Below are 26,283 nucleotides of genomic sequence, written 5' to 3' on the forward strand. Positions count from 1 at the left end.
CGTTGTTGAGGTCGTTATAACGCCGCTGGCCTGTTACGCAATCGGCGCGCCGAAATTGAACGTGGCTGCGGGCAGGGTGGCCGTATTTCAGGCGATAATATCGGGGGTGATGCGGTCTTCGAGTTGCGCGATGCGATCTTTCAGGCCGAGTTTTTGTTTTTTCAGACGCTGCAACGTGAGCCTGTCAAAGGGGCTGTCCGTCAGTGCTTCGATTGCGGTGTCGAGGTCACGGTGCTCTTGGCGCAAAACTTCAAGTTTGATGCGCAACACATCTTCGCTTGGCATCTCCATTTGCGCGTTCATTTGCAGTCCTCTGTCTGGGCTTTTGCCGATGTATCTGGGGACCAGTCACCGATCTGTTTCACTTAACTACCTGATTCTAGCCTATTTCACCTAGGAAAACCTTGCGAAGCCGTAAACGCGCCCCCATATTTTATTTCATGAAGCGCATTGCCTTGATTTGGGGTGCGCCTTGATACCGTCGCTTGACTGAAAAGGACGAATAGATGACGAAATTAACCTTGGGGACCCATCCCTATTTGTTGGGGTTTGAGCAGCTTGAGCGCTTGGTTGAGCGCAGCGCGAAGACCGGAAACGATGGATACCCGCCCTATAATATCGAACAAACCAGTGACACATCTTACCGCATTACGCTTGCGGTGGCGGGATTTGGCGATGACGATTTAAGTATCACCGTGGAAGACAGCCAACTGGTGATCCGTGGCCGCCAAACCGATGACAGTGAGGGCCGCGTGTTTCTGCACCGCGGGATCGCAGCGCGGCAGTTCCAAAAGTCTTTTGTGCTGGCGGATGGCGTCGAAGTGGGGGCTGCACGCATTGAGAACGGGCTGCTGCACGTTGATCTGAACCGCGCCGTGCCAGACCGGATCATCCAGAAAATCGAAATCTCAAAAGGGTAAGTTGGGGGAATTGATATGAAAAATGACGTTTCAAATACAGCAGATACGCGTTTTGGTGACAACAGTAAGCTTGTTTATGTAAAGCCAATTGCCCTTGATGAATTGCCTGATGAGGTGCGCGAAAAAGTGAATGGGCAGGGCCCATTGTTTGCGGTGCACAATGATGCAGGCCAACAATTGGCGCTTGTGGCTGGACGGCGTTTGGCGTTTGAGTTGGCGCGCGAGAACGATTTACAGCCAGTAACCGTTCATTAACTGTCACAGACGCAGTAAATGGCGCAGCAGACAAAAGTGAGACCCTGATGATGCGTGCGCCATTTGAGATTGCAGGCCGTGAAATTGCGGCCGCCAGCAGACAAACTGTTGAGTTGCCCGTCAGCGTGATGGCTGACAACACGCCCGTGGGCTTGAACGTTCATGTGATCCACGGGGCGGATGAGGGCCCCGTTTCTTTCGTCAGTGCGGCCGTGCACGGCGACGAAGTGGTTGGCGTTGAGATTTGTCGCCGTCTTTTGGCCAGTGTTGATCCCGAATTGTTGCGCGGCACGCTTCTTGTGGTGCCGATTGTAAATGCGTTCGGATTTCTGAACCGGTCACGATACCTACCGGACCGGCGGGATTTGAACCGATCATTTCCCGGCTCATCCAAGGGGTCTTTAGCGTCTCGCTTGGCCCAGATATTTTTGCGCGACGTCGTTCAGCGCTGCAGCTTTGGTGTGGATTTACACTCGGCTGCGATCCACCGGACAAACTTGCCCCAGTGCCGCGTGTCGGCGGGCAATGCGCGTACGCTGGCTATGGCGCGGACATTTGGCGCACCTGTCATTTTGACATCAGATTTGCGCGAAGGTTCGTTGAGATCAGAGGCGGCAGAGCGCGGGGTTGATGTGCTTTTGTATGAAGCGGGCGAAGGGCTTCGGTTTGATGAGTTTGCAGTGCGCGCGGGCGTGATGGGCATCATGCGTGTGTTGCACGGCGCTGACATGGTGGACGACACTGACTTTGATCCGGTCGTCACGCCGTCCCTTTTGTGCAGTTCAAGCCAGTGGGTGCGGGCGCCCGCAGGGGGCTTGTTGCGCGCGTTCAAAGGGGATGGCGATGTGGTCGAAGAGGGTGATTTATTGGCCGCGGTGAGCGATCCGTTTGGCGCACAAGAGCATGAAATTCTGGCCCCAGCCCCCGGGATTGTGGTGGGTCGCGCGGTGTTGCCCGTGGTGAATGAAGGGGACGCAGTGTTTCATTTGGCGGCCGTGCGCCAAGGAGATGCGGAAGCGACCGTGGAAGAAATTGCTGCGCAGCTGGATGCTTCACCGCTGTTTGATGAAGACGAAATTATTTAGACAGGTAATTAAAAAAGGCAGGGTGTGTACCCTGCCTTTGTGCGTTTTCGGATATATCTTCGATCAGAAGTTAGGCGCGGATTAGGCCGAGGCTTTCAAGTTTAAGAAGCACTTGGTGCGCGCAGTTATCGACATCGACGTTTTCGGTTTCAACACGCAATTCAGGGTTTTCAGGAATGTCGTAAGGGTCTGAAATGCCTGTGAATTCCTTGATCTTACCTTCGCGCGCAAGCTTGTAGAGGCCCTTGCGATCACGGCGCTCGCATTCCTCAATTGACGTGGCTACGTGGACTTCGATGAAGGCGCCAAACTGTTCAATATCTTCGCGTACGGCGCGCCGTGTCGTGGCATAGGGGGCGATTGGTGCGCAAATGGCGATGCCGCCGTTTTTGGTAATTTCCGATGCAACATAGCCGATGCGGCGGATGTTCAGATCGCGGTGCTCTTTCGAAAAGCCGAGCTCGGAGCTGAGGTTTTTGCGTACGATATCGCCGTCCAGCAAGGTCACGGGACGTCCGCCCATTTCCATCAGCTTCACCATAAGCGCGTTTGCGATGGTGGATTTGCCAGAACCTGAATAGCCGGTGAACAGCACTGAAAATCCTTGCTGCGCGCGCGGTGGGCGGGTTTTGCGCAGCTCGTTCACGACGGCCGGGAACGAGAACCACTCGGGGATTTCCAACCCTTCCGACAGGCGGCGGCGCAATTCGGTGCCTGAGATGTTCAGGATTGTGACGTCATCCTTGTCGGCGATTTCGTCAGCGGGTTCGTATTGGGCGCGGTCTTGGACGTAGACCATATGTTTGAAATCGACCATTTCGATGCCCATTTCCGCCTGGTGTTCGCGGAACAGGTCTTGGGCGTCGTAGGGGCCGTAAAAATCTTTGCCGGCCGAGTTTGCGCCAGGGCCCGCGTGGTCGCGGCCAACGATGAAATGTGTGCAGCCGTGGTTTTTGCGGATGAGCCCGTGCCAAACCGCCTCGCGGGGGCCTGCCATGCGCATTGCAAGGTTCAACAGCGACATGGTTGTGGTGGCTTGTGGATACTGATCAAGCACCGCCTCGTAGCAGCGCACTCGTGTGAAGTGATCAATGTCACCGGGCTTTGTAAGTCCCACAACGGGATGAATAAGTAAGTTGGCTTGCGCTTCTTTTGCAGCACGGAACGTTAGTTCTTGATGGGCGCGGTGCAGGGGGTTACGCGTTTGAAAAGCGACCACTTTGCGCCATCCAAGCTTGCGAAAATAGGCGCGCATTTCATTTGGTGTGTCACGCCGCGCTTTGAAATCATAGTGTACAGGCTGCTGAATGCCTGTGACGGGACCGCCCAGATAAACCTTGCCTGCAGTGTTATGAAGATAGTTAACGGCCGGGTGTGCGCTGTCGTCTGCGCCAAAAACCTGTTTGGCTTCATGGGCTTTGTCTGGTGTCCAGCGGTCTGTGACAGTCATGGTGGCGAGGATGACGCCCTCTTGATCGCGCAGGGCGATGTCTTGGCCAATTTCCAAACTTTCGGCGTAATCTTCGGCTACATCAAGGGTGATTGGCATGGGCCAAAGGGTGCCGTCCGCAAGGCGCATCGTGTCCACGACGCTGTTATAATCGTCTTGGGACAAGAACCCTTTGAGCGGGTTGAAACCACCGTTCATCAAAAGCTCTAGATCGCAGATCTGGCGTGGTGTCAGATCGTGACTAATCAGATCGCCTGCATCGGCTTTAAGCTTTTGCGCGCTTTCATAGCTGACATAGAGTTCGGGGATTGGGGTGAGGTTGGCTGCCATTGTCATCGGATTACTCATTTGGGGTATATCGGTCCTAGGTGGCTTCCGGTTACGCAAGCAATGTGGCGAAAATCGTGCAATGGCGCGGCAATCACGCCCAAACCGCGCCTAACTGTAATTAAACACGGTTCGGGTGCATGATTGGGTTATTCGCCCGCCAAAAAGCGTTCGGCTTCAAGGGCGGCCATGCAGCCCATGCCGGCGGATGTGACCGCTTGGCGGTATTTGTGGTCCGTCAAGTCACCCGCGGCGAAGATGCCCGGGATGCTGGTTTCGGTGCTGTCTGGTTTGGTCACCACATAGCCGCCCATGTGCGTTTCAAGCACGTCTTTCACCAATTCGTTGGATGGGGCGTGGCCGATCGCCACGAAGACACCCTTACAGGCGATGTCCTGTGTCTCGCCTGTTTTGACGTTGCGCACGGTGATGCCTTCCACGCCGAGAGGTGTGTCTGTGCCAGTGACCTCAACCATTTCATGATCCCACAGTGGGACGATTTTTTCGTTCTTCATCAGGCGATCGATAAGGATTTTCTCAGCGCGTAGTGTGTCACGGCGGTGCACCAGCGTAACTTTTGAAGCAAAGTTGGTCAGAAACAACGCCTCTTCAACAGCTGTGTTGCCGCCACCGATCACCACGATTTCCTGACCGCGGTAGAAAAAGCCGTCACAAGTGGCACAGGCCGATACGCCAAAGCCCTTGAATTTCTCTTCGCTCTCAAGGCCCAACCATTTGGCCCGCGCGCCTGTTGCCAGAATAACCGCGTCGGCGGTGTAGGTCGTGCCGCTGTCGCCGTGGGCGGTGAAGGGACGGGAAGTTGTATCGAGCTTGGTGATGATATCACCGATGATCTTCGTGCCCATGGCGGCGGCATGATCTTGCATGCGGACCATCAAATCAGGACCCTGAACTTCCGTATCACCGGGCCAATTTTCGACTTCGGTTGTGGTGGTAAGCTGGCCGCCCGGCTCTATACCCTGAACCAAAATTGGGTTCAGCATGGCACGACTTGCATAGACGGCGGCGGTATAGCCAGCAGGGCCAGAACCGATGATGAGAACTTTGGTGTGGCGTGTGTCGGCCATGGCGGGCTTCCCTTTATGGTGCGGCTTTTGAGGCCGTGAATGAGGTGGCAGAAGACTGCGGTCAGCGAAAAGATATAAACGGCATTTTCAGGGGTTGAAAGGGGGCGGCTGAGCGAATAGCTGCGCATAATTATTGCGCAATGTTGAAATATTGTTGCGCACTCAAAGCGGCTAACGTAAGAAAGGCGCTGAACTTTATGGGGATACTTTAATGGCTGGTGCAAAACTGGACCCGATTGACCGGATGATTTTGGCCGAACTTCAAGCGGATGGCCGCATGACAAACGTGGAATTGGCCAAGCGCGTGGGTATTTCTGCGCCGCCGTGTTTGCGCCGTGTGCGCACCCTTGAGGATGCAGGCTACATCAAAGGATATCACGCACAGGTTGATGCGCGCGAGCTTGGTTTTGAAGTGCAGGTGTTCGCGATGGTGGGTTTGCAGTCTCAGGCGGAAAATGATCTCCGCGAGTTCGAGCAGCGTTGTGAAGGGTGGCCTTTGGTGCGCGAGTGTCACATGTTGAACGGTGAAGTTGATTTCATTTTGAAATGTGTGGCCCCTGATCTGAGTAGTTTTCAGTCGTTTTTGACTGGCGAGTTGTTGACCGCGCCAAACGTTGGCAGCGTCAAAACATCGCTGGTCATTCGCGGTGCCAAGAACGAGCCGGGTGTGCCATTTGACGTGTTGGAAAGCCGTCTCAACACGGAGGCGTAAGTCGGAAATACTCTACGGGCCTAGGCGATTTGCTTGCCTGGGCCTTGGGCGTCACTAACAATGCGCGGATAGGCCAGTGGGCCGAAATCACTGACGCGTGTAATATGCGGAAAAAACGATAAGTAGAGTTCAAGCATCTGCGCATTTGTTTGCGGGGTTGCTTGCTGGCCCGGGTGATATGTCTCGATACCCATACCGTTTGCGAAGATCACAGCATGTCGCTTTAGCGCAATATGATAGACTTGAACGGGGCTTGGCGGCGTTACCTCAATGACATTCATGCCGTCGATAAGCGCGCGCACAGGCACCAAAGCGCCGTCCGTGCCTAACGTATCTGTGCAATTTTGCCCGCGCTGTAAAACGCGCGCTTTTGGTCCCAGAATGAGATCCGGAGCAGGCCTGCCCATCCCGAAACTGTCCATGGGTAACCGCGTGAGGCGGCCCATTTCATGTGATTGGCGGGGTGCATTCGGAACCAGCGTCAGTGTGCCTTTCCAAAGAACGGTCTCTTGGGTGGTGCGGCTGTTGTGAGAAGTCGTGATTACATCTCCGGGCCAAAGATCTTCAATCGCGCGCGGGCCGTCTGGTGTCGCGATGAGCGTTCCGCGTGCAATCGCCGCAAAGGCGCTTTCGAATAAATCGGATGCGGGTGCGAGTTGTGAGATATCTGCGATCGTGCCGTCAGACCGCAAGAAGCTAGCCTCGTACTTGCGCAGCAGCGGCTTGTTAGGCTGGCGTGGCGGTTGTGCCGTAAGCGTGCGTGCTGACACGGCTGTTGGTTTTTTTGAACCTACTTGGGTTATGGGGCGTGGTGGATAATACATCGGCACCTCAAGGGGTTGTTTACGCGGCAGTTTTCATACGTTCAGACGCCAGCGAAGATGATGTGGGTGTGGCTTGGCGCGGCTCGCTTAAGCGTGCTTTCTTGCTGCTGCGTGACCACGGCATCTGGTGGTGTTGCGCAGTTTCGGATGCTGCAATTAGGCGTTTTATCCATTTGGGGTGCGCGGTCATGGCAGGCTCCGTACTCATTAAAGTTTGAGCCAACCTGCACCGCCAATGCGGCGCGATTACGGAAGAAATTGCATCAATTGGGGTATGTTTGGGGCAGGCTGATGGATAATACAGGCCTGCAACATGGTTTCGCCGCAATAGTTAACGGCAAAAAACGCAAGCAGCTTATAAAGTAATGGCCGAGATCAACCGCCCGTAGTCAGCTTCGTTGTGATGACAGCTGCGACGATAGCTAAAGAAGCGTTCTGGGTCGGTATAGGTGCAATGACGTGTCCATTCTGCGTGTCCAACGCCAGCGTCACGCAGTAGTTTTAGGCCAAAAGATGGTAAGTCAAATTGGTACTTTTGAGGGGTACTGCCGCCAGCAAAAAACCGCGCGTTTTCAGCGTCATGATCCATGAATTCTTCGAGAAACTCTTGCCCCACTTCGTAATTTTCTTGGCTGATGCTGGGCCCGATTATGGCTGTGATATTCTGGCGGACCGCGCCAAGTTTTTCCATTTGCGTGATGGTGTTTTCCAGAACGCCTGCCATTGCGCCGCGCCAGCCCGCATGCGCCGCACCTATGACGCCTGCCTCTGGATCGCTGAATAAAACGGGCTGACAATCCGCAGTCAAAATGCCCAACACGGCACCTTTGACGTTTGTGACCATCGCATCCGCGCGCGTTCTGTCCTCGGCTGCGTGGGGCGATGTGATCACATGAACGTCGGCGGAGTGGTGTTGGAAGACCGTGTGTAACTGTGTGACTGGGCTTCCAAAATGTGCGGCGACGCGGCTTCGGTTGATCGCAACGGCTTGGGATTGATCGCTGCTGCCTTGTCCGCAGTTCAGGCCGTGAAACACACCCGATGAAGCGCCACCCACGCGGGTGAAAAACCCGTGGCGACAATTGTGCAGTGAGTCAGATGTGATGACATCAAGGGCCATGAGGGATTAAAACTCCAGTCCGGCAATGGGGCGTGCGCCGTGCGGCGTGATGCCCAACACTTTGAATAGAGTTCCCATTTCGTCAGGGTGGGTCAAGCGCTTATGCGCGGCGATATGCTGCTCAAGGGCGGTACCGCTGAGTTTGCCAGCAAGGCTTTGGGCGCGCGCAGTGATGCCAAGACGTTCCAGAAAGACACCTTGGGGCGTCATCAAAGATGGCGTTGCACCACTGGCTTTGGCGGCATCTGCCAAGGCCTCAAAATCAACATGGGCGGTGAGGTCGGCGGTGCCGATATGGGTCAATGGATCAACGGGCTTATGGTTTGATAGGGCTTGAAATGTATCGCCGTTGCTGCGCCAATCGCCGTAGTCGATCACCAAGCCCGCGCCGCCGTTTTGCGCGATATGCTCGGCAAGATGGGACATGATTGCAGTGGCCTGTGGGCAGGTCTCTATGCGCATGTCGGGGGTCGTGTCATCCAAGCGATGTTCCAGTGCGGCGATCGGGGCGGCGTCTGACAGACCCATGATGAGGGTGCTGTCTTGTGCTGCGATCAAATGCTCGCGCCAGCCATCTTTGTCACGGGTAAACTGACGGATAGGAAGTGCATCGAAGAATTCGTTTGCGACCGCGAAAAGCGGTAGTTTGGGCAGATCTGTTACCGTTGTGTGGTGGGTGACGCTGAACCCTGAAAGGATGTCTAGCTGGGCTTTTTGCAGCACTGGTGATGCTTCGATTAGATGAATTTCGGCTGCGTCATGAAAGCCTTTAACCCCTTTCGTGGCGCGTAAAATATCGGCCATCAGAGTTCCGCGGCCTGGGCCCAGCTCGGCCAGTGCAAAGCGGGTTGGTGCCCCCTGATCCATCCACGTTTGTGCAAGCGCGAGGCCGATAAACTCACCAAACATTTGACTGATCTCAGGGGCCGTTATGAAGTCACCAGTCACGCCCAAAGGATCGCGGGTTGTGTAATATCCCAACGTCGGATGTAGCAAGCAGGTTTGCATGAATTGCGCAATGCTCAGCGGACCTGTTGCTTTGATCTGTGCAAGCAGATGATCTTTGAGAGTGAGCTCACGCGCGTCTTTTTCTTCCGTCATCGGAATGCGCGCCGGATCAAAAAGAGCCCTACAAAGATCATGGGCAAAGACAGAAACTGCCCCATGGTCAGCCCGTATCCGTTGACTTGCCACGCCAGCCCGAGCGGGTTGTTCAGTGTCACAAATTGCGCATCAGGCTGGCGGACAAATTCGACCGCAAACCGCGCCATTCCGTATCCTGCCAAGAAGATGCCTGTCGCAGCGCCCTGGCGTTTGAGCAGGCCGCGGCGGAAAGCGAAATACAGCAGAACCGCTCCCAAAATGAGACCTTCAAGAGCCGCTTCATAGAGTTGTGAGGGGTGGCGCGCACATGCGCCGATAATACCCTGACATGCCTGGGCGGCCTCACCTGGGAAGATCACCCCCCAAGGTGCGTCTGTCGGGCGGCCCCAAAGTTCGGCGTTGATGAAGTTTGAAACGCGGCCAAGAAGTAACGCGGGCGGGACAGCAATTGCCAAGCTATCAGCAAGTGGCCAGAGAGCGACCTTGTTGCGGCGGGTCCAGATGTAGGCCAATAAAACAACGCCCAAAAAGCCCCCGTGAAACGACATGCCGCCGGTCCAGATGGCGGGAATTTCAAGTGGGTTTTGCAGGTAATAGGCAGGCTGATAGAAAAAGACATATCCCAATCGCCCACCCAAAATAACACCAACCACGATCCATGTCAGAAGGTCCTCGGCCTGTTCTGGGCTGAACGGACTTGTGTCTTTGGACCACAAAGCGGGACGGCGCAAAGCGGCGACAATGATGCGCCAACCTATGACGATGCCGACGATGTAAGCCATTGCATACCAGCGAAGGGCGAATTCCATGCCAAACAGAGAGATGCTGAAAATATTTGGCGACAAATTAGGAAAAGGGATCGCGGCGAGCATAAATAGGACCTCCGGCAGTTGTGTCGCGTGTGCGGCCCTTGAGACTGACCGCAATTCTGCCCATATAGGATGTAACAGTTAGCGAAAAGGCCAGACCAAATGCAAACGCGTAACAAAATTATGGACGACATCAGCCAGCTTATGACCAACGCCATGGGTGTAGCCCAAGGTGCCAAGGACGAAGCAGAAAACGCAATGAAATCAATGATGGACCGCTGGTTGGCGGACCGTGAATTGGTAACGCGCGAAGAATTTGACGCTGTTCGTGCGATGGCTGTGAAAGCCCGCGAGGAGAACGCAGCCTTGCTTGCCCGGCTTGAGGCGCTTGAAGCTAAGGGCAAGAAAAAGGGTTAAACTCGCTCCCTTATTCTAATTGGATTTCGAAATTTGAGCCGGCTCTTCTTTGTGAAGGGCCGGTTTTTTCGTGGTTACTTATTACGATCGCCGATTAAGCGCCAAAAATAGTGGTAAATGGTATCTTACCCACAAGTTATTGAGGTTATCCCCAAATATTGTCTTTACAGGCCCCCATGCGATGGCACAGCATGTAGCTAAGGGGCAAGCGGCAACCACACCCCCTTGAGTAGGTACCCTAGCGCTAGGTCGACTGCCATCGACAGCGCCAACACCTGAAAGGCCACAAAATGGCACTCTCTGAGCAGTATTTGGACGCCGAAGACCTTCATCCGATTGATATTGTTGAACATCTTGCTGAACATCATGACTGGCAGTTTGATCGTATTCATGATGATCAGATCGCAATGGCGGTTGAGGGGCAGTGGCGGACGTATTCAATTACGCTGGCTTGGGTCGCATCCGATGAGACGTTGCGGTTGATTTGCACGTTCGATATGGAGCCGCCGAAAGACCGGATGCCTGCGTTGATGGAGGCCCTGAATGCGGTGAATGACCGGTGTTGGGCGGGGGCGTTTTCCTATTGGGAAGAGCAAAAGTTGATGGTGTTCCGATACGGGTTGATCCTTGCGGGTGGGCAGATTGCCAGCCCCGAGCAGATTGACACGGCAATTAATGCAGCAGTCATGTCCGCTGAACGGTATTATCCGGCGTTTCAGCTTGCGACATGGGGCGATGCCAGTGTTGAGGCTGCCCTACAAACGGCCATTGCGGAAGCTTACGGGCGCGCCTAACTTGCCTTGAAAACGGCAGGGGGCGTCTATGAATTTGGAACAGATTGAACAGCGCGGCATGGTTTTGTTGGGCTGCGGAAAAATGGGTTCGGCAATGTTGCGTGGGTGGCTTGCCGACGGGCTTTCGACGCAAGCGGTGAGCGTGCTTGATCCGTTTCCAAGCGCGTGGCTGAACGAATGCGGCGTGCGCGTTAATCAAGAATTGCCTACTAATCCTGCCCTGGTTCTGATTGCTGTGAAGCCGCAAATGATGGGTGATGCGCTGCCGCAAATGCAAGCGCTCGGCAACGGTGACTCTGTCTTTTTGTCAGTCGCCGCGGGGGTGACCCTAGCGAATTTTTCCAGCGTTTTGGGACCGAAAACGCCGATCATTCGGGCCATGCCCAACACACCGGCCGCCGTTGGGGCGGGCATCACGGCGTTGATCGGAAATGCCGAAACAACGCCCGATCATTTAGACATGGCAGAGGCCTTGTTGCGTGCCGTGGGGCAGGTGGTGCGTCTGGACAACGAAGATCAGATGGACGCGGTCACGGGGGTGTCTGGGTCCGGTCCGGCGTATGTTTTTCACATGATTGAGGCGCTGGCAGCAGCCGGCCAAGCCCAAGGGTTGGGTGCGGATTTGGCGATGCAGCTTGCAAAAGCCACGGTTGCAGGGGCGGGGCAATTGGCGGCGGCATCAGAAGAAACCCCATCTGAGTTAAGGGTCAATGTGACATCCCCTAATGGAACCACCCAAGCGGGACTGGAGGTTTTGATGGATGAGAAACACGGCCTTGGGCCCTTGATGAGCAAAACAGTGGCTGCTGCAACCACGCGTTCAAAGGAGCTGGCAAATGGCTGAGATTTCTTTTGATGATTTTATGAAAGTGGACATCCGTGCAGGCAAAGTTGTGCGTGCGGAACCATATCCTGAAGCGCGCAAACCGGCGATCAAACTTTGGATCGATTTCGGCGGCGACATTGGCGAAAAACGCTCCAGTGCGCAGGTTACCGATCATTATTCGCCTGAGGGGCTAGTGGGTAAAACGGTGATGGCGGTGGTGAATTTTCCACCACGCCAGATCGGTAAATTCATGTCAGAGGTGCTGGTGCTGGGTGTGAGTGATGCGCAAGGGGGGATTGTGTTGATTTCGCCCGATCAAGATGTGCCAATTGGGGGGCGACTAAATTGACTAAGTTATTGATTACACGAAACTTACCAGAAGAGGTGCTTAAGGCAGCAAAGGCGGTTGCTGATGTAACGGTCCGCGAAGATCAGTCCCCAATGTCCGTGCAAGAGGCGGCCGAAATGCTGCAAGCTTATGATGTGATCCTGCCCACGTTAGGCGATCAATTCAGCGCTGCGGCTTTTGGTGTAGCGCCAAATCCGCGTTGTAAAATGCTCGCAAATTTTGGGGTGGGCTATAATCACATTAATGTTTCGGCGGCGCAAAAGGCAGGTGTCTCAGTATCAAATACCCCTGGTGCGGTAACCGATGCGACAGCTGATATTGCGATGTCGTTGATCTTGATGAGTTGTCGCCGCCTCGGCGAAGGTGAGCGGATGGTTCGTGCAAGCGCGTGGGATGGATGGCATCCCACACAACTGTTGGGCATGCATATTGGCGGCAAAACCCTTGGGATCATCGGTATGGGGCGGATCGGCAAAGCAATTGCCCGCCGCGCAGCCGCTGGTTTCGGAATGAATGTAATATTCTACAACCGCTCAACCGTTGACGCACCTGAACATGGCACACAGATGCCCGAGATTTCACAGGTGTTAGGGGCGTCGGATGTGGTTGTACTGGCGGTACCTGCAACGCCGCAAACCCACCGTTTGATGAACGCTGAGCGATTTGCGCAAATGCAATCCCATGCACATTTGATCAATATTGCGCGTGGCGATGTGGTGGATGAGGCAGCCCTGGTCGATGCGCTGCAAAGTGGTCAAATCGCCGGTGCGGGCCTTGATGTATATGAGCGCGAGCCAATTGTGTCAGAGGCGCTTTTGCAGATGGAAAACGTGGCGCTGTTGCCGCATCTTGGCACTGCGGCCCTTGAGGTGCGCGTTGATATGGGGCTGATGGCGGTGCGCAATGTTGCCGCGCATATCAACGGCACGGCTCTGCCCAATCCTGTTCTGCCGTAAGCTGTGCAGCTAGCTGACTGCTTCGCGCCAATGACGGCGGCAGAGCGAGACATACGTCTCATTGCCGCCGATTTGCACTTGGGCGCCGTCTTTTAGGGCCTGCCCGCTTTCATCTTGACGCACGACCATGGTCGCCTTGCGCCCGCAGTGACAGATTGTGCGGACTTCGCGCATCTCATCCGCAAGGGCCAGCAACGCCGCAGAGCCGGGGAAAAGTTCGCCGCGAAAGTCTACGCGTAAACCGTATGCCATGATGGGCACGTTGAGGTCATCTACCGCGCGGGCCAGTCCCCAAACTTGCTCTTTGGTTAGAAACTGAGCTTCGTCGATGAACACGCACGCACACGGACCGGCCTGAAGGCGTGCTGAAATTTTGGCAAAAAGATCGTCGGTTTCGTCGAAGGTGTCGGCCTCAACGCCGATGCCAATACGGCTGGCGATGCGGCCTTCACCGGCCCGGCGATCAAAGCGGGCGGTTAGCAAATAGGTCTGCATGCCGCGCTCGATATAGTTGTGAGACGCCTGTAACAGAACCGTGGATTTGCCCGCGTTCATTGTGGAGTAATGAAAGTAAAGTTTTGCCATAGGGTCTGCTACCCCAAGGATTGTCTGAACTGCAAGATGCAAGACGCGCCAAGTGAGATTTGGCCTTGAAGCGGCGTTACGAATGCGGGACGCTTTGCGCAAACGCCGGTTGGCACAGGTTTATTCAGGAAAGCCCTCAGATGTCTGACACATCTCTTTTTGATCCCGCACAGCTTCATTCAATTTCGCCCAACGGTTTGGTGGGGCAGGGCGATGACGGTCATCCACCGCGTATTTTGATGCTCTGCGGATCGGTACGCCCGCAAAGTTATTCTCGCGCTGCCGCCGAAGAAGGGGCGCGCATTCTTGAGGCGCTTGGAGCGGACGTTCGGTTCTTTGATCCCTCCGGCCTGCCCCTTCCTGATGATGTGGCACCTGAGCATCCCAAAGTGGCGGAGCTACGGGAGCTTGCCCTGTGGTCAGAGGGGATGGTCTGGTCCAGTCCCGAGAGGCATGGCGCGATGACGGCGATCATGAAAGCCCAAGTTGACTGGCTGCCTTTGTCGGCGATTGGCGGCATTCGCCCAACCCAAGGTAAAACACTGGCGCTGATGCAGGTGTCCGGTGGCTCGCAAAGTTTCAACACAGTGAACCAAATGCGCATCTTGGGCCGTTGGATGCGGATGATCACGATCCCGAACCAGTCAAGCATTCCCAAGGCGTGGCTTGAGTTTGAAGAAGGCCGGATGAAACCAAGCGCGCTTTATAATCGGATTGTTGATGTAATGGAGGAACTGGTTAAGTTCACCTACATGACGCGCGGCCGTTCTGCGTATTTGACGGACCGGTATTCAGAGCGGGTTGAAACGGCTGAGGCAGTGCACAAGCGCGTGTCACAAAAAGACTAACCTGCTTTTCGCAAAATAACGCTGCCCACGGAATACCCCGCGCCGAAACTACAGATCAGACCGTGATCACCGGCTGCCATGTCATCAGAGTGCTGTGAAAAAGCGATAATGCTGCCCGCACTTGAGGTGTTGGCGTAGTCTTGCAGAATGTTGGGTTGCTCGCCATTTTCGGGCACACGGCCAAGGACCTTTTTGCCGATATAATCGTTCATGGTTTTGTTGGCTTGGTGTAACCAAAGGCGCTTCAGGTCATCGGCGGCGATGTTCTGAGCGGTCATATGATCAGCGATATGTTTGCTGACAAGGGGCAGAACTTCTTTGAAAACTTTGCGGCCATTTTGCATGAACTGCATGTCGCGGCGATCGTCCATGTGATCATGGGTGCGGCGCAAAAAGCCGTTGTTGTTACGAATATTGTTTGAAAACGACGTGGCGCATCGGGTTGAGGTGATCTGAAAATGCGGGCCTTTGGCATCATCGGCGCGTTCGATCAAAACTGCCGTTGCCACATCGCCAAAAATGAAATGGCAGTCACGGTCGCGCCATTCCAGATGGGCGGAACAAATTTCGGGACAGATCACAAGAGCCGAGCGGATCGAGCCGGACTTAATCATATCGGCGGCGGCCTGAATGCCAAACGTGGCCGATGAGCAGGCGACGTTCATATCAAACGCAAAGCCACCGGCCCCGATAAGATCCTGAATTTCGATGGCAATTGCGGGGTAGGCGCGCTCGTGGTTTGAGGCGGCGCATAGAATGGCATCTACATCCGCGGCGGATTTCCCCGCCATATCCAGTGCCTTTTTCGCGGCTTTCATCCCCATTTCTGCCATCAAAGAGGGGGCATCATCAGCGCGTGCGTCAAGTTTGGGATACATGCGCGCGGGGTCCAGAACGCCCTCTTTATCCATCACATAGCGGTTCTCGATGCCCGATGCGTTGTGAATGAATTCCGCTGAGGAATGCGCCTTTGCGGTCACTTCGCCACTTTCGATTGTGGCGGCGTGTTCGGTGTTGAAGCGGTCCACATAGGCGTTGAACGCGACAACAAGCTCATCATTGGTGATGATGTTTTCCGGTGTGAAGACCCCGTGGCCTGTGATTGCTGCTGCGTACATAATATACCCCTTTGGCTTGGGGTATTTCTGCGGACAGTCAATGGGTTAGGTCAAGCGCTACGTTACGGCGCTTTGGTACGGTTCGCGTGTGAAGTTTGATTTTTCAGCACGCTTCAGAAACGAAAAAGCCCGCCTAGAACCAATGGTCAGGCGGGCTTTTGTCGTAAATTAGGGCTGATTGAAGGCTTAGCTTTCTTGCAGCGCTTTCACTTCGATTTCACCACCTGCGCGTGCGCGCATGGCAAGGGCAGCAGCGTGTGAGGCGGCGGCCGTCGTGAAGTACGGTATCTTGTCATAAAGAGCGACTTTGCGAATTTCGCGACTGTCCTCAATGGCTTGCGCCCCTTCTGTCGTATTGAGAACCAAGCTGATTGCGCCGTCTTTCAGTTGGTCCACCACGTTCGGGCGGCCCTCATAGACTTTGTTGACCAACTCCACGCTAAGGCCTGCGTCTGTCAGGAATTTCGCAGTACCGCTGGTGGCCATCAATGTGTGGCCCAACTCAAGAAGCACAGTGGCGGCTTCTATCATTGCGGGCGTTTTGTCGCTGTCTTTGATTGAGAAGAACACTTTGCCTTCACCGCCTTGTGGAAGCTCGGTACCAGCGCCCATTTGCGCCTTGAGGAAGGCCATATGGAAGTCTTTGTCAGACCCCATCACCTCGCCCGTAGAGCGCATTTCTGGCCCAAGTATCGTGTCCACACCGGGGAAGCGTGCAAACGGAAGCACTGCTTCTTTGACCGCGTAGGTGTCGATTTCAGGATCAACCAGATCGAAGTCTGCCAGCTTTGCACCGGCCATGATTTGCGCGGCGATTGAGGCGATTGGGCTGTTCACGGCTTTGGCTACAAATGGCACTGTCCGTGAGGCGCGTGGGTTAACCTCGATCAGGTAGATGTCACCGTCTTTCACCGCGAACTGGATGTTCATCAGACCGACAACGTTGAGGCCGCGCGCTAGTGCTTCTGTCTGGCGGCGCAGCTCTTTGATCGTCTGAGCGGTCAGTGAGTAGGGAGGCAGTGAACAGGCACTGTCACCTGAGTGTACGCCGGCTTCTTCGATGTGTTGCATGATGCCTGCGACGTGCACATCTGTGCCGTCGCTTAGCGCGTCAACGTCGATCTCAACGGCACCGGACAAGTAGCTGTCCAGCAGCACGGGGCTGTCGCCCGAGACCACGACAGCCTCATTAATGTAGCGTGTTAGATGTGCGTCGTCGCGAACGATCTCCATCGCGCGGCCACCCAAAACATAAGACGGGCGGATCACCAACGGATAGCCAACGTCTTGGGCGATCGACATGGCTTCAGCGTCAGAATGTGCAATGCCATTCTTGGGTTGCTTCAGCTCAAGACGCTCAACAAGGGCTTGGAAACGCTCACGATCTTCTGCCAGATCAATCGCGTCGGGGGATGTACCGAGGATCGGGATACCAGCGGCTTCAAGACCGTTTGCAAGCTTCAACGGGGTCTGTCCGCCGAATTGAACGATCACACCGTGCAGGGTGCAGTTCTCTTGCTCAACGCGAAGTATTTCCATGACATGTTCAAATGTCAGCGGCTCAAAATAGAGGCGGTCCGACGTGTCATAATCTGTTGAGACAGTCTCGGGGTTGCAGTTGATCATAATGGTTTCATAGCCCGCATCAGTCAGCGCGTAGCACGCGTGACAACAGCAGTAATCAAACTCGATCCCTTGGCCGATCCGGTTTGGACCACCGCCCAAGATGACAACTTTCTTACGCTCGGATGGGCGCGCCTCACATTCGGGCGTGCCCATGATGGGCGCTTCGTAAGTGGAGTACATGTAAGGCGTTTGGGCCTCAAATTCGGCAGCACAGGTATCGATACGCTTGAACTGTGCGACCACGCCAAGGTTCTGGCGGGCGCGGCGTACGTTGTCTTCGTCCCGGCCCGTCAGGGTGGCAAGACGCGCATCTGTAAAGCCCAGCATTTTGATTTTGCGCAGAGCCTGTTCGTTCGTGGGCAGACCGTTCTTGCGAATGTCTGCCTCGGCGTCGATGATTTCGCGGATACGCGCAAGGAACCAAGGGTCGAACGCTGTTGCTGCGTGAATTTCGTCGTCGCTCAGGCCTTCGCGCATGGCTTGGGCAATCACGCGGATCCGGTCCGGTGTCTGTTTTGCCAGCGCTTTTACCACTGCAGATTTCTCAGGCGCACCTTCGATTTTGATCTCGTCGAAGCCAGTCAGACCCGATTCCATCGAGGCCAACGCCTTTTGCATCGATTCGTGGATGGTCCGGCCAATGGCCATCGCCTCGCCCACGGATTTCATCGCGGTGGTCAAATAAGGCTCAGAGCCCGGGAATTTCTCAAAGGCGAACTTTGGAATTTTGGTGACCACATAGTCGATTGTGGGTTCAAAGCTAGCGGGTGTGACGCGGGTGATGTCGTTGTCCAACTCATCAAGCGTGTAGCCCACGGCCAGTTTGGCGGCAATTTTTGCAATCGGGAAACCGGTCGCCTTTGAGGCCAGCGCGGAAGAGCGTGACACACGCGGATTCATCTCAATGACAACCATGCGGCCGTCTTTGGGGTTCACCGCCCATTGTACGTTTGACCCACCTGTTTCAACGCCAATTTCGCGCAAAACGTTGATGCTGTGTGTGCGCATCAGTTGGTATTCTTTGTCCGTCAGGGTCAGCGCAGGGGCAACCGTGATACTGTCGCCTGTGTGCACGCCCATCGGATCAATATTCTCGATTGAGCACACGATGATGGCGTTGTCTGCTGTGTCGCGCACAACTTCCATCTCGAACTCTTTCCAACCCAAAAGTGATTCATCAATCAGGATTTGATTGACGGGCGAGGCATCAAGGCCGGTTTTGCAGAAGTGCTCATAGTCATCGCGGTTATACGCAACGCCACCGCCGGTTCCGCCCATCGTGAAGGCGGGGCGGATAATCGCGGGCAGGCCGATATCTTCGAGGGCGGCCATACATTCGTCCATGGTGTTGGCGATTGTGGCGCGCGGGTTTTCGATGTTCAGGCGGTCCATCGCTTCACGGAACAGCTTACGGTCTTCGGCCATTTCGATGGCTTCGCGCTTTGCGCCGATCAGCTCAACGTTGAATTTCTCAAGAATGCCCATGTCATCAAGAGCAAGCGAGGTGTTCAGGCCCGTTTGACCGCCCATTGTGGGCAACAGTGCGTCGGGGCGCTCTTTCTCGATGATCTTGGCAACAACCTCTGGGGTGATCGGCTCGATGTAGGTTGCATCGGCAAGGCCGGGGTCTGTCATGATGGTGGCAGGGTTCGAGTTAACCAAGATAACCCGGTAACCTTCTTCGCGCAGCGCCTTACAGGCTTGGGCGCCGGAGTAGTCGAACTCACAAGCTTGGCCAATCACAATAGGCCCCGCTCCGATGATCATGATTGACTTGATATCAGTGCGCTTTGGCATGGCAGTGCCCTCGGTTGTGATTGCAAATTGTCGTGCGTTATAGGCATCGCGCGGCGCGGTGCAAGGGGATTGGCACGCTGATCTATAAAACAATGCAGCACCGTGTGCACGCGCGCATTTTACTTGTGCCTTTTGCGGCAGGTTTGCATGCGCCACCCGCAGGTAGGCGTGTTTGAGGCATCATCGTCCTGCAATGGGGCTAAATGCGGGTAATTATGGGAGATTGGCGTTGGAATTGGGCGCTTTCCCTTGACTTTACGGGGTAGGCGCGGTGTATCGCGTCAGACCTGATATTCATGGGAAAGAGCCGATTATGCACGCCTACCGCAGCCACACTTGCGCCGATCTAAACAAATCAAACGTGGGCGAGACCGTTCGCCTGTCCGGTTGGGTGCACCGCGTGCGTGATCACGGCGGGTTGTTGTTCATCGATTTGCGCGACCACTACGGCATCACGCAAGTCATGGCCGATCCCGACAGCCCCGTATTTTCCGAGATTGAGAAAGTCCGCAGCGAATGGTGTATCCGCATTGATGGCAACGTCATGGCGCGGGACGAAAGCCTTGTGAACCCCAAGATTCCAACCGGCGAAATTGAGGTGTTCATCCGTGACATCGAAGTGCTGGGCGCGTCTGCTGAGCTGCCCCTGATGGTGTTCGGTGAGCAGGAATATCCCGAAGAAACCCGCCTGAAGTACCGCTACCTCGATCTGCGCCGCGAGAAATTGCAGCGTAACATGGCGATGCGCTCAGACGTGGTGGCGTCCATGCGTAAGCGGATGTGGGACTTGAACTTCCGCGAATATCAAACGCCGATCATCACAGCCTCAAGCCCAGAGGGCGCGCGTGATTTCTTGGTGCCTTCACGTCTGCACCCGGGTAAATTCTATGCGCTGCCCCAAGCGCCACAGCAATTCAAACAGCTGATCATGGTGTCTGGCTACGATAAATATTTCCAGATCGCGCCGTGTTTCCGCGACGAAGATCCCCGTGCGGACCGCTCGCCTACTGATTTCTACCAACTTGATCTTGAGATGTCGTTTGTTGAGCAGCAGGACGTCTTTGATACGATCCAACCTGTCCTAACAGGTGTTTTTGAGGAGTTCGGTGGCGGACGCGCTGTTGATCAGGAGTGGCCGCAGATTTCATATAAAGACGCGGCCCTTTGGTACGGCACCGACAAGCCTGACTTGCGCAACCCGATCAAAATGCAGGTTGTGTCCGATCATTTCCGCGGATCAGGCTTTGCCATTTTCGCCAAACTGCTCGAGCAAGACGGCACTGAAATTCGCGCGATCCCTGCGCCGAAAGGTGGATCACGTAAGTTCTGTGACCGTATGAATGCCTTTGCGCAAAAAGAAGGTCTGCCTGGGATGGGCTATATCTTCTGGCGCGACCAAGGTGAGGGTATGGAGGCTGCGGGTCCGCTTGCCAAAAACATCGGCCCCGAGCGCACAGAAGCAATTCGTCAGCAACTGGGCCTTGGCGTGGGCGATGCTGCATTCTTCTTGGGCGGTAAGCCGAAGGCGTTTGAAGGCGTGGCCGGCAAAGCGCGCGTTGAAATTGGCAACGAGCTTGGCCTGACCGACCTGAACCGTTTTGCGTTCGCTTGGATCGTGGATTTTCCGATCTATGAGCGGGATGAGGAAACTGGCAAAATCGATTTTGAGCACAACCCGTTCTCAATGCCCCAAGGTGGCATGGATGCGTTGGACGGCAATCCCGAGGATGTGCTGGGCTATCAATACGACTTGGCCTGTAACGGCTATGAGTTGGTGTCCGGTGCGATCCGGAATCACCGTCCAGAGATTATGTTCAAAGCGTTCGAGATTGCGGGTTACGGCAAAGACGAAGTCGAAAAACGTTTTGGCGGCATGGTTAACGCATTCCAATACGGCGCGCCTCCCCACGGTGGATGTGCGGCGGGTATTGACCGGATTGTGATGCTTTTGGCGGATGAGGCAAACATTCGTGAAGTGATCATGTTCCCGATGAACCAACGCGCCGAAGATCTGATGATGGGCGCGCCGAACGATCCGATGAACGAACAGCTGCGTGAGTTGTCGCTGCGTGTGATTGATCCCGAATGAGTCTAGAAGCGTGGCGCCCTGTTGCTTTGCCTGAACGGGTAGAATTGCGTGGGCGCTACGTCACGCTTGAGCCTTTATCTACCGATCATGAAGACGGCTTGATTGCTGCTTTTTCTGAAGACCTTGACGGTAAGATGTGGGATTGGTTGCCAACTGGGCCGTTCGCAGGAACCCAGTATCGGGCGTGGCTTGATGCTGCGCGCATCACTAATGACCCGCTGCATTTTGCTGTGCGTATGGAAGACGGGCGTCTTGGCGGTACTTTGTCGTTGATGCGTATCGATCCCAAGAACGGCGTTGCCGAAGTCGGTTGGGTGACGTTTGCGCCAAGACTGCAACGCACCCGTGAAGCAACAGAAGCAGTGTATTTGTTGATCAGATGGGCGTTTGAGGCTGGCTATCGCCGGTTTGAATGGAAGTGCAACAGCCGCAACCTTGGATCACGCCGCGCTGCGGAACGGTTTGGCTTTTCCTACGAAGGCATTTTCCGCCAAGCAGTTGTTGTTAAGGGCCGCAACCGCGATACGGTTTGGTACGCGATGATTGACGGTGAATGGCCACAGTTGCGCGATGCGTTCGAGACTTGGCTTAATGCGGACAACTTTGATGCGGATGGTCAGCAGATTAAATCGTTGCGCGACCTGACCGCGCCAATTTTGGTAAGCCGAGATCCTGCTCTTTAGAAATTATTCTGGCTAGACCTAACCCGCAAAGGGACGCCCGAATATTGTGTGGCTTTTTGCTAAATTGGCTGGGTAAAGCTTGTGTCTGTTTCGATCACGGTGTCGCGGGCGAAATCTGCGGACGCACCAATAAGTGAGGCAAGGATACCAACGGCCAAGAATGTGGCGCCCGTGGTTAACACGATCCAATCCACTGCCCCTTTTGAACGCGTATCTGCGTTTGCCCACAACTTTTGTGCCAGTCTTTCCATCTTGAACACCCCACAATTAAACAACCAACATGCTGATACGTTTGGCGCGTAAATGTGGCAGGTGTTTGGTGCCCTCGTGCCGATAAGATGAATTTACGTTTCAGTTACATATTTTTGCCGCGCTAAATGACTGCGCGCGCGTTGAGGCGGTCTTGGACAAGTCCCGAAAGAGCCGCGATCGCGTTTGGCAGGTGGTGACCCTCGGTGCGTGCGTCGATCACATTCTCCACAGCTATGCTAAGCTCGCGGTCCGAGGCCGTGCGCGCCACGCCTCCGGTGAATTGTGTGATGTAGTCGAGCACACGCGCGTCCGTCTCAGCACCAAGTACATCAGCGATGTGTGCCATGTCATTTTGGTAAGCAATCCTGTCTGGTACGATAATTTCATCATTTACACTGCGTGGACCAGAGGGGCGTCTGTCATCAGGTAAATGGCTGAGGACCGCGTCTTGAAAGGCTGCAAGACTGGTTAGCGGTTTTTCCAAAAAGCCATCCGCGCCCGCTGCCAGCGCCATATCTTGGCCGTTTGGATCACCGCTGGTGCCCAAAATAACGTCCACGCGTGGGCTCGCATTCGCTAGATCTTCAAGCAGGTCGGCCCCGCTTCCGTCAGGCAGGCCGATATCAATGACGATCACCGATGGTCTGTAAACTTTAAGGTGGCGGCGCGCTGAAGTCAGGCAATCCGCCATTCTGATGCGCGCGCCTGAACGCAGGCACATCAACCGAAGGGCCTCACAGGCGTGGCGGCTGTCTTCGACAACCAGAATGGTCTGCCCCAAAAGAGGGCGGTCGTTGGTGGCTTTGGGTGTGGTGAGATAGTCATCAAGGCTGGGCATGGCAGTGCTCCGCTGTGGTTACTGTTGAACGATTTACGGCTTCAGAAATACGGGCGCATGCCTAACAGCGGGTTAATGTGCCGCGCTTGTGATGACTTGTTTCTGGCGGCTCATCCGCCCATAAACAGGCCAAATACTGACTGGAGACCCCACTATGATTGGCCGCTTAAACCATATCGCCATCGCCGTTCCTGACCTTGAGGCTGCGTGCGATCAATACCGCAATACGCTTGGCGCCAATGTAGGTGCGCCGCAGGATGAGCCGGATCACGGGGTGACTGTTGTGTTCATCGAGCTGCCGAACACCAAAGTGGAGTTGCTGTATCCCTTGGGCGAAGATAGTCCGATCAGAGGATTTCTGGATAAAAACCCCGTCGGGGGCATCCATCACATGTGTTACGAAGTCAACGATATCTTGGTCGCCCGCGACAGACTAAAAGCAGATGGCATGCGTGTTTTGGGCACCGGTGAGCCGAAAATCGGAGCACACGGAAAGCCGGTTTTGTTTTTGCACCCCAAAGACTTTAACGGCTGCCTTGTCGAGCTAGAACAAGTCTAAGTGATTTAGAAAGGCCTGCCCATGTCCATCACCTCTGCTATCGTTTTGTTTGCCGTGATCTGGTTCATGGTGTTCTTCTGTGTACTGCCTTTGCGCATGGTTACCCAAGGCGACACAGGCGAGATCGTGCCCGGCACACATGCCTCTTCGCCAGCGGATGCGCAGATTAAACGGAAAGCCAAAATCACTACTTATTGGGCGATTGGGCTGTGGATTGTCATTGCGAGTACTTTGGTGTCGGGCCTTTTGACAGTTGAAAGCATCGATATGTTCAACCGCATGGGGCCCGGCTCTGGCTTGCCACAGGCGGCGGGCTAAGCGCGGCTTTGCAGGGTGTGAAAAAGGTGTGTGAAAGTCGCGGCGCCCAGAATTGGGACCAGTAAGTTCAACATTGGTACGGATAAGACAACGGCCATCACACCGCCTGCCAGCCAAATTCTAAGCGCATGTTTGCGCCGCAGTTGCTTTGCTTCTTTGAGGCCGACACGCCGCGCGGCCACAAGTTGAAAATATTCCCGCCCCAGTAAAAAGCCGTTTAGTCCCCAAAAGATCAGCGGCGCGAAGGGCAAAAAGATCAGGTAGAGCACTAAGGCCAGAAGATTGGCACCCGCCATGACAGCCAAAAACCCAAGCGAGTCCCGCAGTGTTTGTGCAATCCCGAGGGGTGTTGCAGGGGATAAGTGTGGGAAGTGGCGGGCCTCAACAGCATCGGCAACGTCTTCAAGAAAAAGCCCTGTCACTGCGGATGCAACAGGCACCATCAGAAACACTGACAGGACCGCCATCAATGGGACCGCTGCCCAGCTAATGGCGCTTTCCACCCATGTAACTGTGCCGATCCACGGCAGGTTGATCTGATCAGGTAACAGCCAGCCAATGCCCCAGATCACAGCCGCTCCGAGGCCAATGAGTGTCACAATCGTGAGAGCAATCGCCTTGGCAGCAACGCCCCAAAACGCAGGATCAGAGAATTGCGCCGTCGCACGTAGCACTGCCTGAAGGATCACGATGCGACCCAAGTGGTTATGCTGTCCACGTCGGGACGCGGGCGTTCGGGTGGCGGATTTGTCTCTGTGCCCAAATGGATCAACCCCGCGATGCGCTCGTGCGGTGCAAGCCCCAGATGTGTCTGCGTGAACTCTGCGTCATGGCTGGCCGGCCCCGACAGCCAGTTTGCCCCCCAGCCAGATGCAAGCGCCCCGTTGAGCAGCGCCAGACAAACAGCACCCGCTGAATAGGTTTGCTCCAGAGGCGGAATTTTTGGGGAGGGTTTGGGGCTTTCAACAACAGCTACTGCAAGATGCGCATTTGCGTATTGCGCGGTTTGTTTGGCAATGATCGCGGTCTCATCTGTGCGCGCGCTTACAAATTTCTCAACCTCGGCCGCGAGGCGCAGCAATGCGGGCCGCTGCAACACGATAAAGCGCCACGGCTCAAGCTTACCATGATCGGGCGTGCGCGCAGCAATGGTCAAAAGGGCGCGCAGATCATCGTCGCCGGGCACCGGGGTGGTTAGTGTCTTTGCGGGCCGTGAGCGGCGCGATTGCAAAAAAGCCAAAGCGGCGGTGTTCGGTGCGGGCATGACGGATCCTTTATAGCGCCTTTGCCCCTATGTTGCGGTTTGCGCGCGTGGGTTCAAGATGCAGCGCGCGCTTGGCGCCTTTTGTGCATGCCGAACAGCAGTGGTGCGAGTATCCTGTCATAGATGAAAACTGCTATTGGGTGGATGACGGGCAGGGCCACCAAACGTGCAAGCCAGCAAAAACGCGGCATTTCCCCCCACAAAATAACGAAGGCATCCACACCGGCCAAAAGTTTTCCCTCATGCAGCACATGAAGGCGCTTGGCCGCTTCATCAGGTGTTAGGCCAAGGGCATCAAGGTCCGTCGCCGTCAGGTCCGTGAACGTCAGCGGCAGGGCCTTAGCTTGCGCATAGCGGGCGTATCCGTTGACCTCGCGCGAGCAAATTGGGCACGATCCGTTGTATATGATCTCTGTCTTTTCCATATACAGCAGGTAGTCTTGGCTTTCGGTTTTGACAGGGGGTGCGGCGAAAGGGGCTGGCTCTTTTTGTGGCGCTGCTGATAGTGTGCGGGACAGTTTTGGGACGTAAAGGACGTTTGAGTATGCGTGTTTGGTTGGTTTTTGCACTTATGTTTTTGACTGCGTGCCAACCGTCTGGGGTAGATAGTAGTAAGCCCACTTCCGAAGGTATTCCTGAACAAACTGCTCAAAGCAATGATGGCTCAGCCCTCGGGTTGCGCGCGGGCACGCAAGCATTTGCGCGCGCGGTAGCGCGGGTTGAGCCTGTTGCCGAACGGATGTGCGTGCGTTCCACCAAGGGGCTGAATTGCGATTTCAAAATCCTGCTTGATGATAATCCGCGCAAACCGCCGAATGCATTTCAAACTCTTGAGCGGTCAGGCAGGCCTGTCATCATGTTTACGGCGTCTCTTTTGGCCCGTGCCCATAATGACGACGAGATTGCCTTTGTCTTGGGTCATGAAGCGGCGCATCACATCAAAAACCATCTGGCACGCCAGCGCACCAATGCCATCGCGGGAGCGGTGCTTTTGGGTAACTTGGCTACCCTGACGGGTGCCGGTGCCATTGGTGTGCAAACGGCTCAGGAACTTGGGGCGGCTGTGGGCGCGCGCAGCTATTCCAAAGATTTTGAGTTGGAGGCAGACCGTCTGGGCACAGTGATCACTGCACGTGCGGGGTATGACCCTGTGCTTGGCTCTAAGTTTTTTACGCGCATTCCTGACCCGGGGGACCGCTTTTTGGGAACGCACCCGCCGAATGCAGACCGGGTTAAGGCCGTGCGTGATACTGCCGCTAAACTGTAAAGT

31 protein-coding genes are annotated in these 26,283 nt (G+C 55.1%); 15 read left to right on the plus strand and 16 right to left on the minus strand.

The window, feature by feature from the left end; genetic code table 11:
* Positions 1-87: 87 nt before the first annotated feature.
* Positions 88-303, minus strand: coding sequence for a YdcH family protein (locus tag NIG5292_RS10245; RefSeq protein WP_048599444.1), 216 nt, complete (start codon positions 301-303; stop codon positions 88-90).
* Between the two features lie 203 nt (positions 304-506).
* Here NIG5292_RS10245 and NIG5292_RS10250 point away from each other — a divergent pair, with 203 nt between their 5' ends.
* Genes NIG5292_RS10250 through NIG5292_RS10260 form a run of 3 tightly spaced genes read left to right on the plus strand, consistent with a single transcriptional unit; the run spans position 507 to position 2,260 of the window.
* Positions 507-920: an Hsp20 family protein gene (locus NIG5292_RS10250; protein WP_048599445.1), complete on the plus strand. Its 414-nt coding sequence runs from the start codon at positions 507-509 to the stop codon at positions 918-920.
* 15 nt (positions 921-935) lie between these two features.
* Positions 936-1,175 carry a DUF1150 family protein gene (locus NIG5292_RS10255; RefSeq protein ID WP_048599446.1) on the plus strand — a complete coding sequence of 80 codons (240 nt, stop codon included), beginning with the start codon at positions 936-938 and terminating at the stop codon, positions 1,173-1,175.
* 44 nt (positions 1,176-1,219) lie between these two features.
* Positions 1,220-2,260, plus strand: a complete 1,041-nt coding sequence (locus NIG5292_RS10260) for a succinylglutamate desuccinylase/aspartoacylase family protein (protein WP_143081992.1) — start codon at positions 1,220-1,222, stop codon at positions 2,258-2,260.
* A gap of 70 nt (positions 2,261-2,330) precedes the next feature.
* On the opposite strand, the gene NIG5292_RS10265 is transcribed toward NIG5292_RS10260, so the two are convergent.
* On the minus strand, positions 2,331-4,046 hold the full coding sequence (locus NIG5292_RS10265; protein ID WP_048599448.1) for a bifunctional sulfate adenylyltransferase/adenylylsulfate kinase: 1,716 nt from the start codon (positions 4,044-4,046) through the stop codon (positions 2,331-2,333).
* Positions 4,047-4,186: 140 nt separating this feature from the next.
* On the minus strand, positions 4,187-5,125 hold the full coding sequence (trxB, locus tag NIG5292_RS10270) for a thioredoxin-disulfide reductase (RefSeq protein WP_048599449.1): 939 nt from the start codon (positions 5,123-5,125) through the stop codon (positions 4,187-4,189).
* 211 nt (positions 5,126-5,336) lie between these two features.
* On the opposite strand from trxB, the gene NIG5292_RS10275 reads away from it, so the two are divergent.
* A complete protein-coding gene (locus tag NIG5292_RS10275) occupies positions 5,337-5,837 on the plus strand; it encodes an Lrp/AsnC family transcriptional regulator (protein WP_048599450.1) in 501 nt (166 codons plus the stop codon).
* Positions 5,838-5,857: 20 nt separating this feature from the next.
* Here NIG5292_RS10275 and NIG5292_RS10280 read toward each other — a convergent pair whose 3' ends face one another.
* The 5 genes from NIG5292_RS10280 to lgt form a co-directional block, all read right to left on the minus strand.
* Entirely contained in the window at positions 5,858-6,661 is an 804-nt protein-coding gene (locus NIG5292_RS10280) for a Hint domain-containing protein (protein ID WP_048599451.1), read from the minus strand.
* Positions 6,662-6,680: 19 nt separating this feature from the next.
* Positions 6,681-6,851 carry a hypothetical protein gene (locus tag NIG5292_RS14960; protein ID WP_158441658.1) on the minus strand — a complete coding sequence of 57 codons (171 nt, stop codon included), beginning with the start codon at positions 6,849-6,851 and terminating at the stop codon, positions 6,681-6,683.
* A gap of 165 nt (positions 6,852-7,016) precedes the next feature.
* Positions 7,017-7,781, minus strand: coding sequence for a peptidoglycan editing factor PgeF (gene pgeF, locus NIG5292_RS10285; protein ID WP_048599452.1), 765 nt, complete (start codon positions 7,779-7,781; stop codon positions 7,017-7,019).
* Positions 7,782-7,787: 6 nt separating this feature from the next.
* Entirely contained in the window at positions 7,788-8,882 is a 1,095-nt protein-coding gene (locus NIG5292_RS10290) for a class I SAM-dependent methyltransferase (protein WP_048599453.1), read from the minus strand.
* Positions 8,879-9,757 carry a prolipoprotein diacylglyceryl transferase gene (gene lgt, locus NIG5292_RS10295; RefSeq protein WP_048599454.1) on the minus strand — a complete coding sequence of 293 codons (879 nt, stop codon included), beginning with the start codon at positions 9,755-9,757 and terminating at the stop codon, positions 8,879-8,881. The genes NIG5292_RS10290 and lgt overlap by 4 nt, the downstream gene beginning before the upstream one ends.
* Before the next feature lie 99 nt (positions 9,758-9,856).
* Between lgt and NIG5292_RS10300 the strand changes: the two genes are divergently transcribed.
* From NIG5292_RS10300 to NIG5292_RS10320, 5 genes are all read left to right on the plus strand, one after another.
* The gene (locus NIG5292_RS10300; RefSeq protein ID WP_048599455.1) at positions 9,857-10,111 is read left to right on the plus strand and encodes an accessory factor UbiK family protein; all 255 of its coding nucleotides are present in this window, start codon (positions 9,857-9,859) and stop codon (positions 10,109-10,111) included.
* Positions 10,112-10,401: 290 nt separating this feature from the next.
* Positions 10,402-10,905 (plus strand): type III secretion system chaperone family protein, encoded by a 504-nt coding sequence (locus NIG5292_RS10305; RefSeq protein ID WP_048599456.1) that lies wholly within the window; start codon positions 10,402-10,404, stop codon positions 10,903-10,905.
* A 28-nt stretch (positions 10,906-10,933) separates the two neighbouring features.
* Positions 10,934-11,749 (plus strand): pyrroline-5-carboxylate reductase, encoded by an 816-nt coding sequence (gene proC / locus NIG5292_RS10310; protein ID WP_048599457.1) that lies wholly within the window; start codon positions 10,934-10,936, stop codon positions 11,747-11,749.
* Positions 11,742-12,080, plus strand: a complete 339-nt coding sequence (locus NIG5292_RS10315) for a tRNA-binding protein (RefSeq protein ID WP_048599458.1) — start codon at positions 11,742-11,744, stop codon at positions 12,078-12,080. The genes proC and NIG5292_RS10315 overlap by 8 nt, the downstream gene beginning before the upstream one ends.
* A complete protein-coding gene (locus NIG5292_RS10320) occupies positions 12,077-13,036 on the plus strand; it encodes a 2-hydroxyacid dehydrogenase (protein ID WP_048599459.1) in 960 nt (319 codons plus the stop codon). The genes NIG5292_RS10315 and NIG5292_RS10320 overlap by 4 nt, the downstream gene beginning before the upstream one ends.
* 9 nt (positions 13,037-13,045) lie before the next feature.
* On the opposite strand, the gene NIG5292_RS10325 is transcribed toward NIG5292_RS10320, so the two are convergent.
* The gene (locus tag NIG5292_RS10325; RefSeq protein ID WP_048599460.1) at positions 13,046-13,621 is read right to left on the minus strand and encodes a thymidine kinase; all 576 of its coding nucleotides are present in this window, start codon (positions 13,619-13,621) and stop codon (positions 13,046-13,048) included.
* Positions 13,622-13,761: 140 nt separating this feature from the next.
* On the opposite strand from NIG5292_RS10325, the gene arsH reads away from it, so the two are divergent.
* Positions 13,762-14,469, plus strand: a complete 708-nt coding sequence (gene arsH / locus NIG5292_RS10330) for an arsenical resistance protein ArsH (RefSeq protein ID WP_074842123.1) — start codon at positions 13,762-13,764, stop codon at positions 14,467-14,469.
* Here the strand turns inward: arsH and NIG5292_RS10335 are convergent.
* Both NIG5292_RS10335 and carB read right to left on the minus strand, forming a co-directional pair.
* Positions 14,466-15,587, minus strand: a complete 1,122-nt coding sequence (locus NIG5292_RS10335) for a beta-ketoacyl-ACP synthase III (RefSeq protein WP_048599461.1) — start codon at positions 15,585-15,587, stop codon at positions 14,466-14,468. The two genes, arsH and NIG5292_RS10335, sit on opposite strands and share 4 nt — an antisense overlap.
* 186 nt (positions 15,588-15,773) lie before the next feature.
* Complete coding sequence (carB, locus tag NIG5292_RS10340) at positions 15,774-19,010, minus strand: carbamoyl-phosphate synthase large subunit (RefSeq protein WP_048599492.1); 3,237 nt, start codon at positions 19,008-19,010, stop codon at positions 15,774-15,776.
* 313 nt (positions 19,011-19,323) lie between these two features.
* On the opposite strand from carB, the gene aspS reads away from it, so the two are divergent.
* Both aspS and NIG5292_RS10350 read left to right on the plus strand, forming a co-directional pair.
* Positions 19,324-21,099, plus strand: a complete 1,776-nt coding sequence (aspS, locus tag NIG5292_RS10345; protein WP_048599462.1) for an aspartate--tRNA ligase — start codon at positions 19,324-19,326, stop codon at positions 21,097-21,099.
* Positions 21,096-21,782: a GNAT family N-acetyltransferase gene (locus NIG5292_RS10350; protein WP_048599463.1), complete on the plus strand. Its 687-nt coding sequence runs from the start codon at positions 21,096-21,098 to the stop codon at positions 21,780-21,782. Before aspS ends, NIG5292_RS10350 begins: the two co-directional genes overlap by 4 nt.
* Before the next feature lie 59 nt (positions 21,783-21,841).
* Here NIG5292_RS10350 and NIG5292_RS10355 read toward each other — a convergent pair whose 3' ends face one another.
* Both NIG5292_RS10355 and NIG5292_RS10360 read right to left on the minus strand, forming a co-directional pair.
* The gene (locus NIG5292_RS10355) at positions 21,842-22,033 is read right to left on the minus strand and encodes a hypothetical protein (RefSeq protein ID WP_048599464.1); all 192 of its coding nucleotides are present in this window, start codon (positions 22,031-22,033) and stop codon (positions 21,842-21,844) included.
* A 122-nt stretch (positions 22,034-22,155) separates the two neighbouring features.
* Positions 22,156-22,872 (minus strand): response regulator, encoded by a 717-nt coding sequence (locus tag NIG5292_RS10360; RefSeq protein ID WP_048599465.1) that lies wholly within the window; start codon positions 22,870-22,872, stop codon positions 22,156-22,158.
* 154 nt (positions 22,873-23,026) lie between these two features.
* On the opposite strand from NIG5292_RS10360, the gene mce reads away from it, so the two are divergent.
* Complete coding sequence (mce, locus tag NIG5292_RS10365; RefSeq protein ID WP_048599466.1) at positions 23,027-23,431, plus strand: methylmalonyl-CoA epimerase; 405 nt, start codon at positions 23,027-23,029, stop codon at positions 23,429-23,431.
* A 21-nt stretch (positions 23,432-23,452) separates the two neighbouring features.
* Entirely contained in the window at positions 23,453-23,749 is a 297-nt protein-coding gene (locus tag NIG5292_RS10370; RefSeq protein ID WP_048599467.1) for a DUF1467 family protein, read from the plus strand.
* On the opposite strand, the gene NIG5292_RS10375 is transcribed toward NIG5292_RS10370, so the two are convergent.
* From NIG5292_RS10375 to NIG5292_RS10385, 3 genes are read right to left on the minus strand one after another with little or no spacing between them, the layout of a single operon-like run.
* Positions 23,746-24,438, minus strand: coding sequence for an EI24 domain-containing protein (locus NIG5292_RS10375; RefSeq protein WP_048599493.1), 693 nt, complete (start codon positions 24,436-24,438; stop codon positions 23,746-23,748). The two genes, NIG5292_RS10370 and NIG5292_RS10375, sit on opposite strands and share 4 nt — an antisense overlap.
* Entirely contained in the window at positions 24,435-25,013 is a 579-nt protein-coding gene (locus NIG5292_RS10380) for a nitroreductase family protein (RefSeq protein ID WP_048599468.1), read from the minus strand. Before NIG5292_RS10380 ends, NIG5292_RS10375 begins: the two co-directional genes overlap by 4 nt.
* Positions 25,014-25,066: 53 nt before the next feature.
* The gene (locus tag NIG5292_RS10385) at positions 25,067-25,438 is read right to left on the minus strand and encodes a thiol-disulfide oxidoreductase DCC family protein (protein WP_048599494.1); all 372 of its coding nucleotides are present in this window, start codon (positions 25,436-25,438) and stop codon (positions 25,067-25,069) included.
* Positions 25,439-25,557: 119 nt separating this feature from the next.
* Here NIG5292_RS10385 and NIG5292_RS10390 point away from each other — a divergent pair, with 119 nt between their 5' ends.
* Entirely contained in the window at positions 25,558-26,280 is a 723-nt protein-coding gene (locus tag NIG5292_RS10390) for a M48 family metallopeptidase (RefSeq protein ID WP_048599469.1), read from the plus strand.
* Positions 26,281-26,283 lie beyond the last annotated feature (3 nt).

The organism is Nereida ignava, assembly GCF_001049735.1.
Lineage (GTDB): Bacteria > Pseudomonadota > Alphaproteobacteria > Rhodobacterales > Rhodobacteraceae > Nereida > Nereida ignava.

What these genes read in the sequence shown, in the direction of transcription:
- NIG5292_RS10245 (WP_048599444.1), bottom strand. Translation starts at nt 303, where the DNA reads ATGAACGCGCAAATGGAGATGCCAAGCGAAGATGTGTTGCGCATCAAA.
- NIG5292_RS10250 (WP_048599445.1), top strand. Translation starts at nt 507, where the DNA reads ATGACGAAATTAACCTTGGGGACCCATCCCTATTTGTTGGGGTTTGAG.
- NIG5292_RS10255 (WP_048599446.1), top strand. Translation starts at nt 936, where the DNA reads ATGAAAAATGACGTTTCAAATACAGCAGATACGCGTTTTGGTGACAAC.
- NIG5292_RS10265 (WP_048599448.1), bottom strand. Translation starts at nt 4,046, where the DNA reads ATGACAATGGCAGCCAACCTCACCCCAATCCCCGAACTCTATGTCAGC.
- trxB (WP_048599449.1), bottom strand. Translation starts at nt 5,125, where the DNA reads ATGGCCGACACACGCCACACCAAAGTTCTCATCATCGGTTCTGGCCCT.
- NIG5292_RS10275 (WP_048599450.1), top strand. Translation starts at nt 5,337, where the DNA reads ATGGCTGGTGCAAAACTGGACCCGATTGACCGGATGATTTTGGCCGAA.
- NIG5292_RS10280 (WP_048599451.1), bottom strand. Translation starts at nt 6,661, where the DNA reads ATGTATTATCCACCACGCCCCATAACCCAAGTAGGTTCAAAAAAACCA.
- NIG5292_RS14960 (WP_158441658.1), bottom strand. Translation starts at nt 6,851, where the DNA reads ATGACCGCGCACCCCAAATGGATAAAACGCCTAATTGCAGCATCCGAA.
- pgeF (WP_048599452.1), bottom strand. Translation starts at nt 7,781, where the DNA reads ATGGCCCTTGATGTCATCACATCTGACTCACTGCACAATTGTCGCCAC.
- NIG5292_RS10290 (WP_048599453.1), bottom strand. Translation starts at nt 8,882, where the DNA reads ATGACGGAAGAAAAAGACGCGCGTGAGCTCACTCTCAAAGATCATCTG.
- lgt (WP_048599454.1), bottom strand. Translation starts at nt 9,757, where the DNA reads ATGCTCGCCGCGATCCCTTTTCCTAATTTGTCGCCAAATATTTTCAGC.
- NIG5292_RS10300 (WP_048599455.1), top strand. Translation starts at nt 9,857, where the DNA reads ATGCAAACGCGTAACAAAATTATGGACGACATCAGCCAGCTTATGACC.
- NIG5292_RS10305 (WP_048599456.1), top strand. Translation starts at nt 10,402, where the DNA reads ATGGCACTCTCTGAGCAGTATTTGGACGCCGAAGACCTTCATCCGATT.
- proC (WP_048599457.1), top strand. Translation starts at nt 10,934, where the DNA reads ATGAATTTGGAACAGATTGAACAGCGCGGCATGGTTTTGTTGGGCTGC.
- NIG5292_RS10315 (WP_048599458.1), top strand. Translation starts at nt 11,742, where the DNA reads ATGGCTGAGATTTCTTTTGATGATTTTATGAAAGTGGACATCCGTGCA.
- NIG5292_RS10325 (WP_048599460.1), bottom strand. Translation starts at nt 13,621, where the DNA reads ATGGCAAAACTTTACTTTCATTACTCCACAATGAACGCGGGCAAATCC.
- arsH (WP_074842123.1), top strand. Translation starts at nt 13,762, where the DNA reads ATGTCTGACACATCTCTTTTTGATCCCGCACAGCTTCATTCAATTTCG.
- NIG5292_RS10335 (WP_048599461.1), bottom strand. Translation starts at nt 15,587, where the DNA reads ATGTACGCAGCAGCAATCACAGGCCACGGGGTCTTCACACCGGAAAAC.
- carB (WP_048599492.1), bottom strand. Translation starts at nt 19,010, where the DNA reads ATGCCAAAGCGCACTGATATCAAGTCAATCATGATCATCGGAGCGGGG.
- aspS (WP_048599462.1), top strand. Translation starts at nt 19,324, where the DNA reads ATGCACGCCTACCGCAGCCACACTTGCGCCGATCTAAACAAATCAAAC.
- NIG5292_RS10350 (WP_048599463.1), top strand. Translation starts at nt 21,096, where the DNA reads ATGAGTCTAGAAGCGTGGCGCCCTGTTGCTTTGCCTGAACGGGTAGAA.
- NIG5292_RS10355 (WP_048599464.1), bottom strand. Translation starts at nt 22,033, where the DNA reads ATGGAAAGACTGGCACAAAAGTTGTGGGCAAACGCAGATACGCGTTCA.
- NIG5292_RS10360 (WP_048599465.1), bottom strand. Translation starts at nt 22,872, where the DNA reads ATGCCCAGCCTTGATGACTATCTCACCACACCCAAAGCCACCAACGAC.
- mce (WP_048599466.1), top strand. Translation starts at nt 23,027, where the DNA reads ATGATTGGCCGCTTAAACCATATCGCCATCGCCGTTCCTGACCTTGAG.
- NIG5292_RS10370 (WP_048599467.1), top strand. Translation starts at nt 23,453, where the DNA reads ATGTCCATCACCTCTGCTATCGTTTTGTTTGCCGTGATCTGGTTCATG.
- NIG5292_RS10380 (WP_048599468.1), bottom strand. Translation starts at nt 25,013, where the DNA reads ATGCCCGCACCGAACACCGCCGCTTTGGCTTTTTTGCAATCGCGCCGC.
- NIG5292_RS10385 (WP_048599494.1), bottom strand. Translation starts at nt 25,438, where the DNA reads ATGGAAAAGACAGAGATCATATACAACGGATCGTGCCCAATTTGCTCG.
- NIG5292_RS10390 (WP_048599469.1), top strand. Translation starts at nt 25,558, where the DNA reads ATGCGTGTTTGGTTGGTTTTTGCACTTATGTTTTTGACTGCGTGCCAA.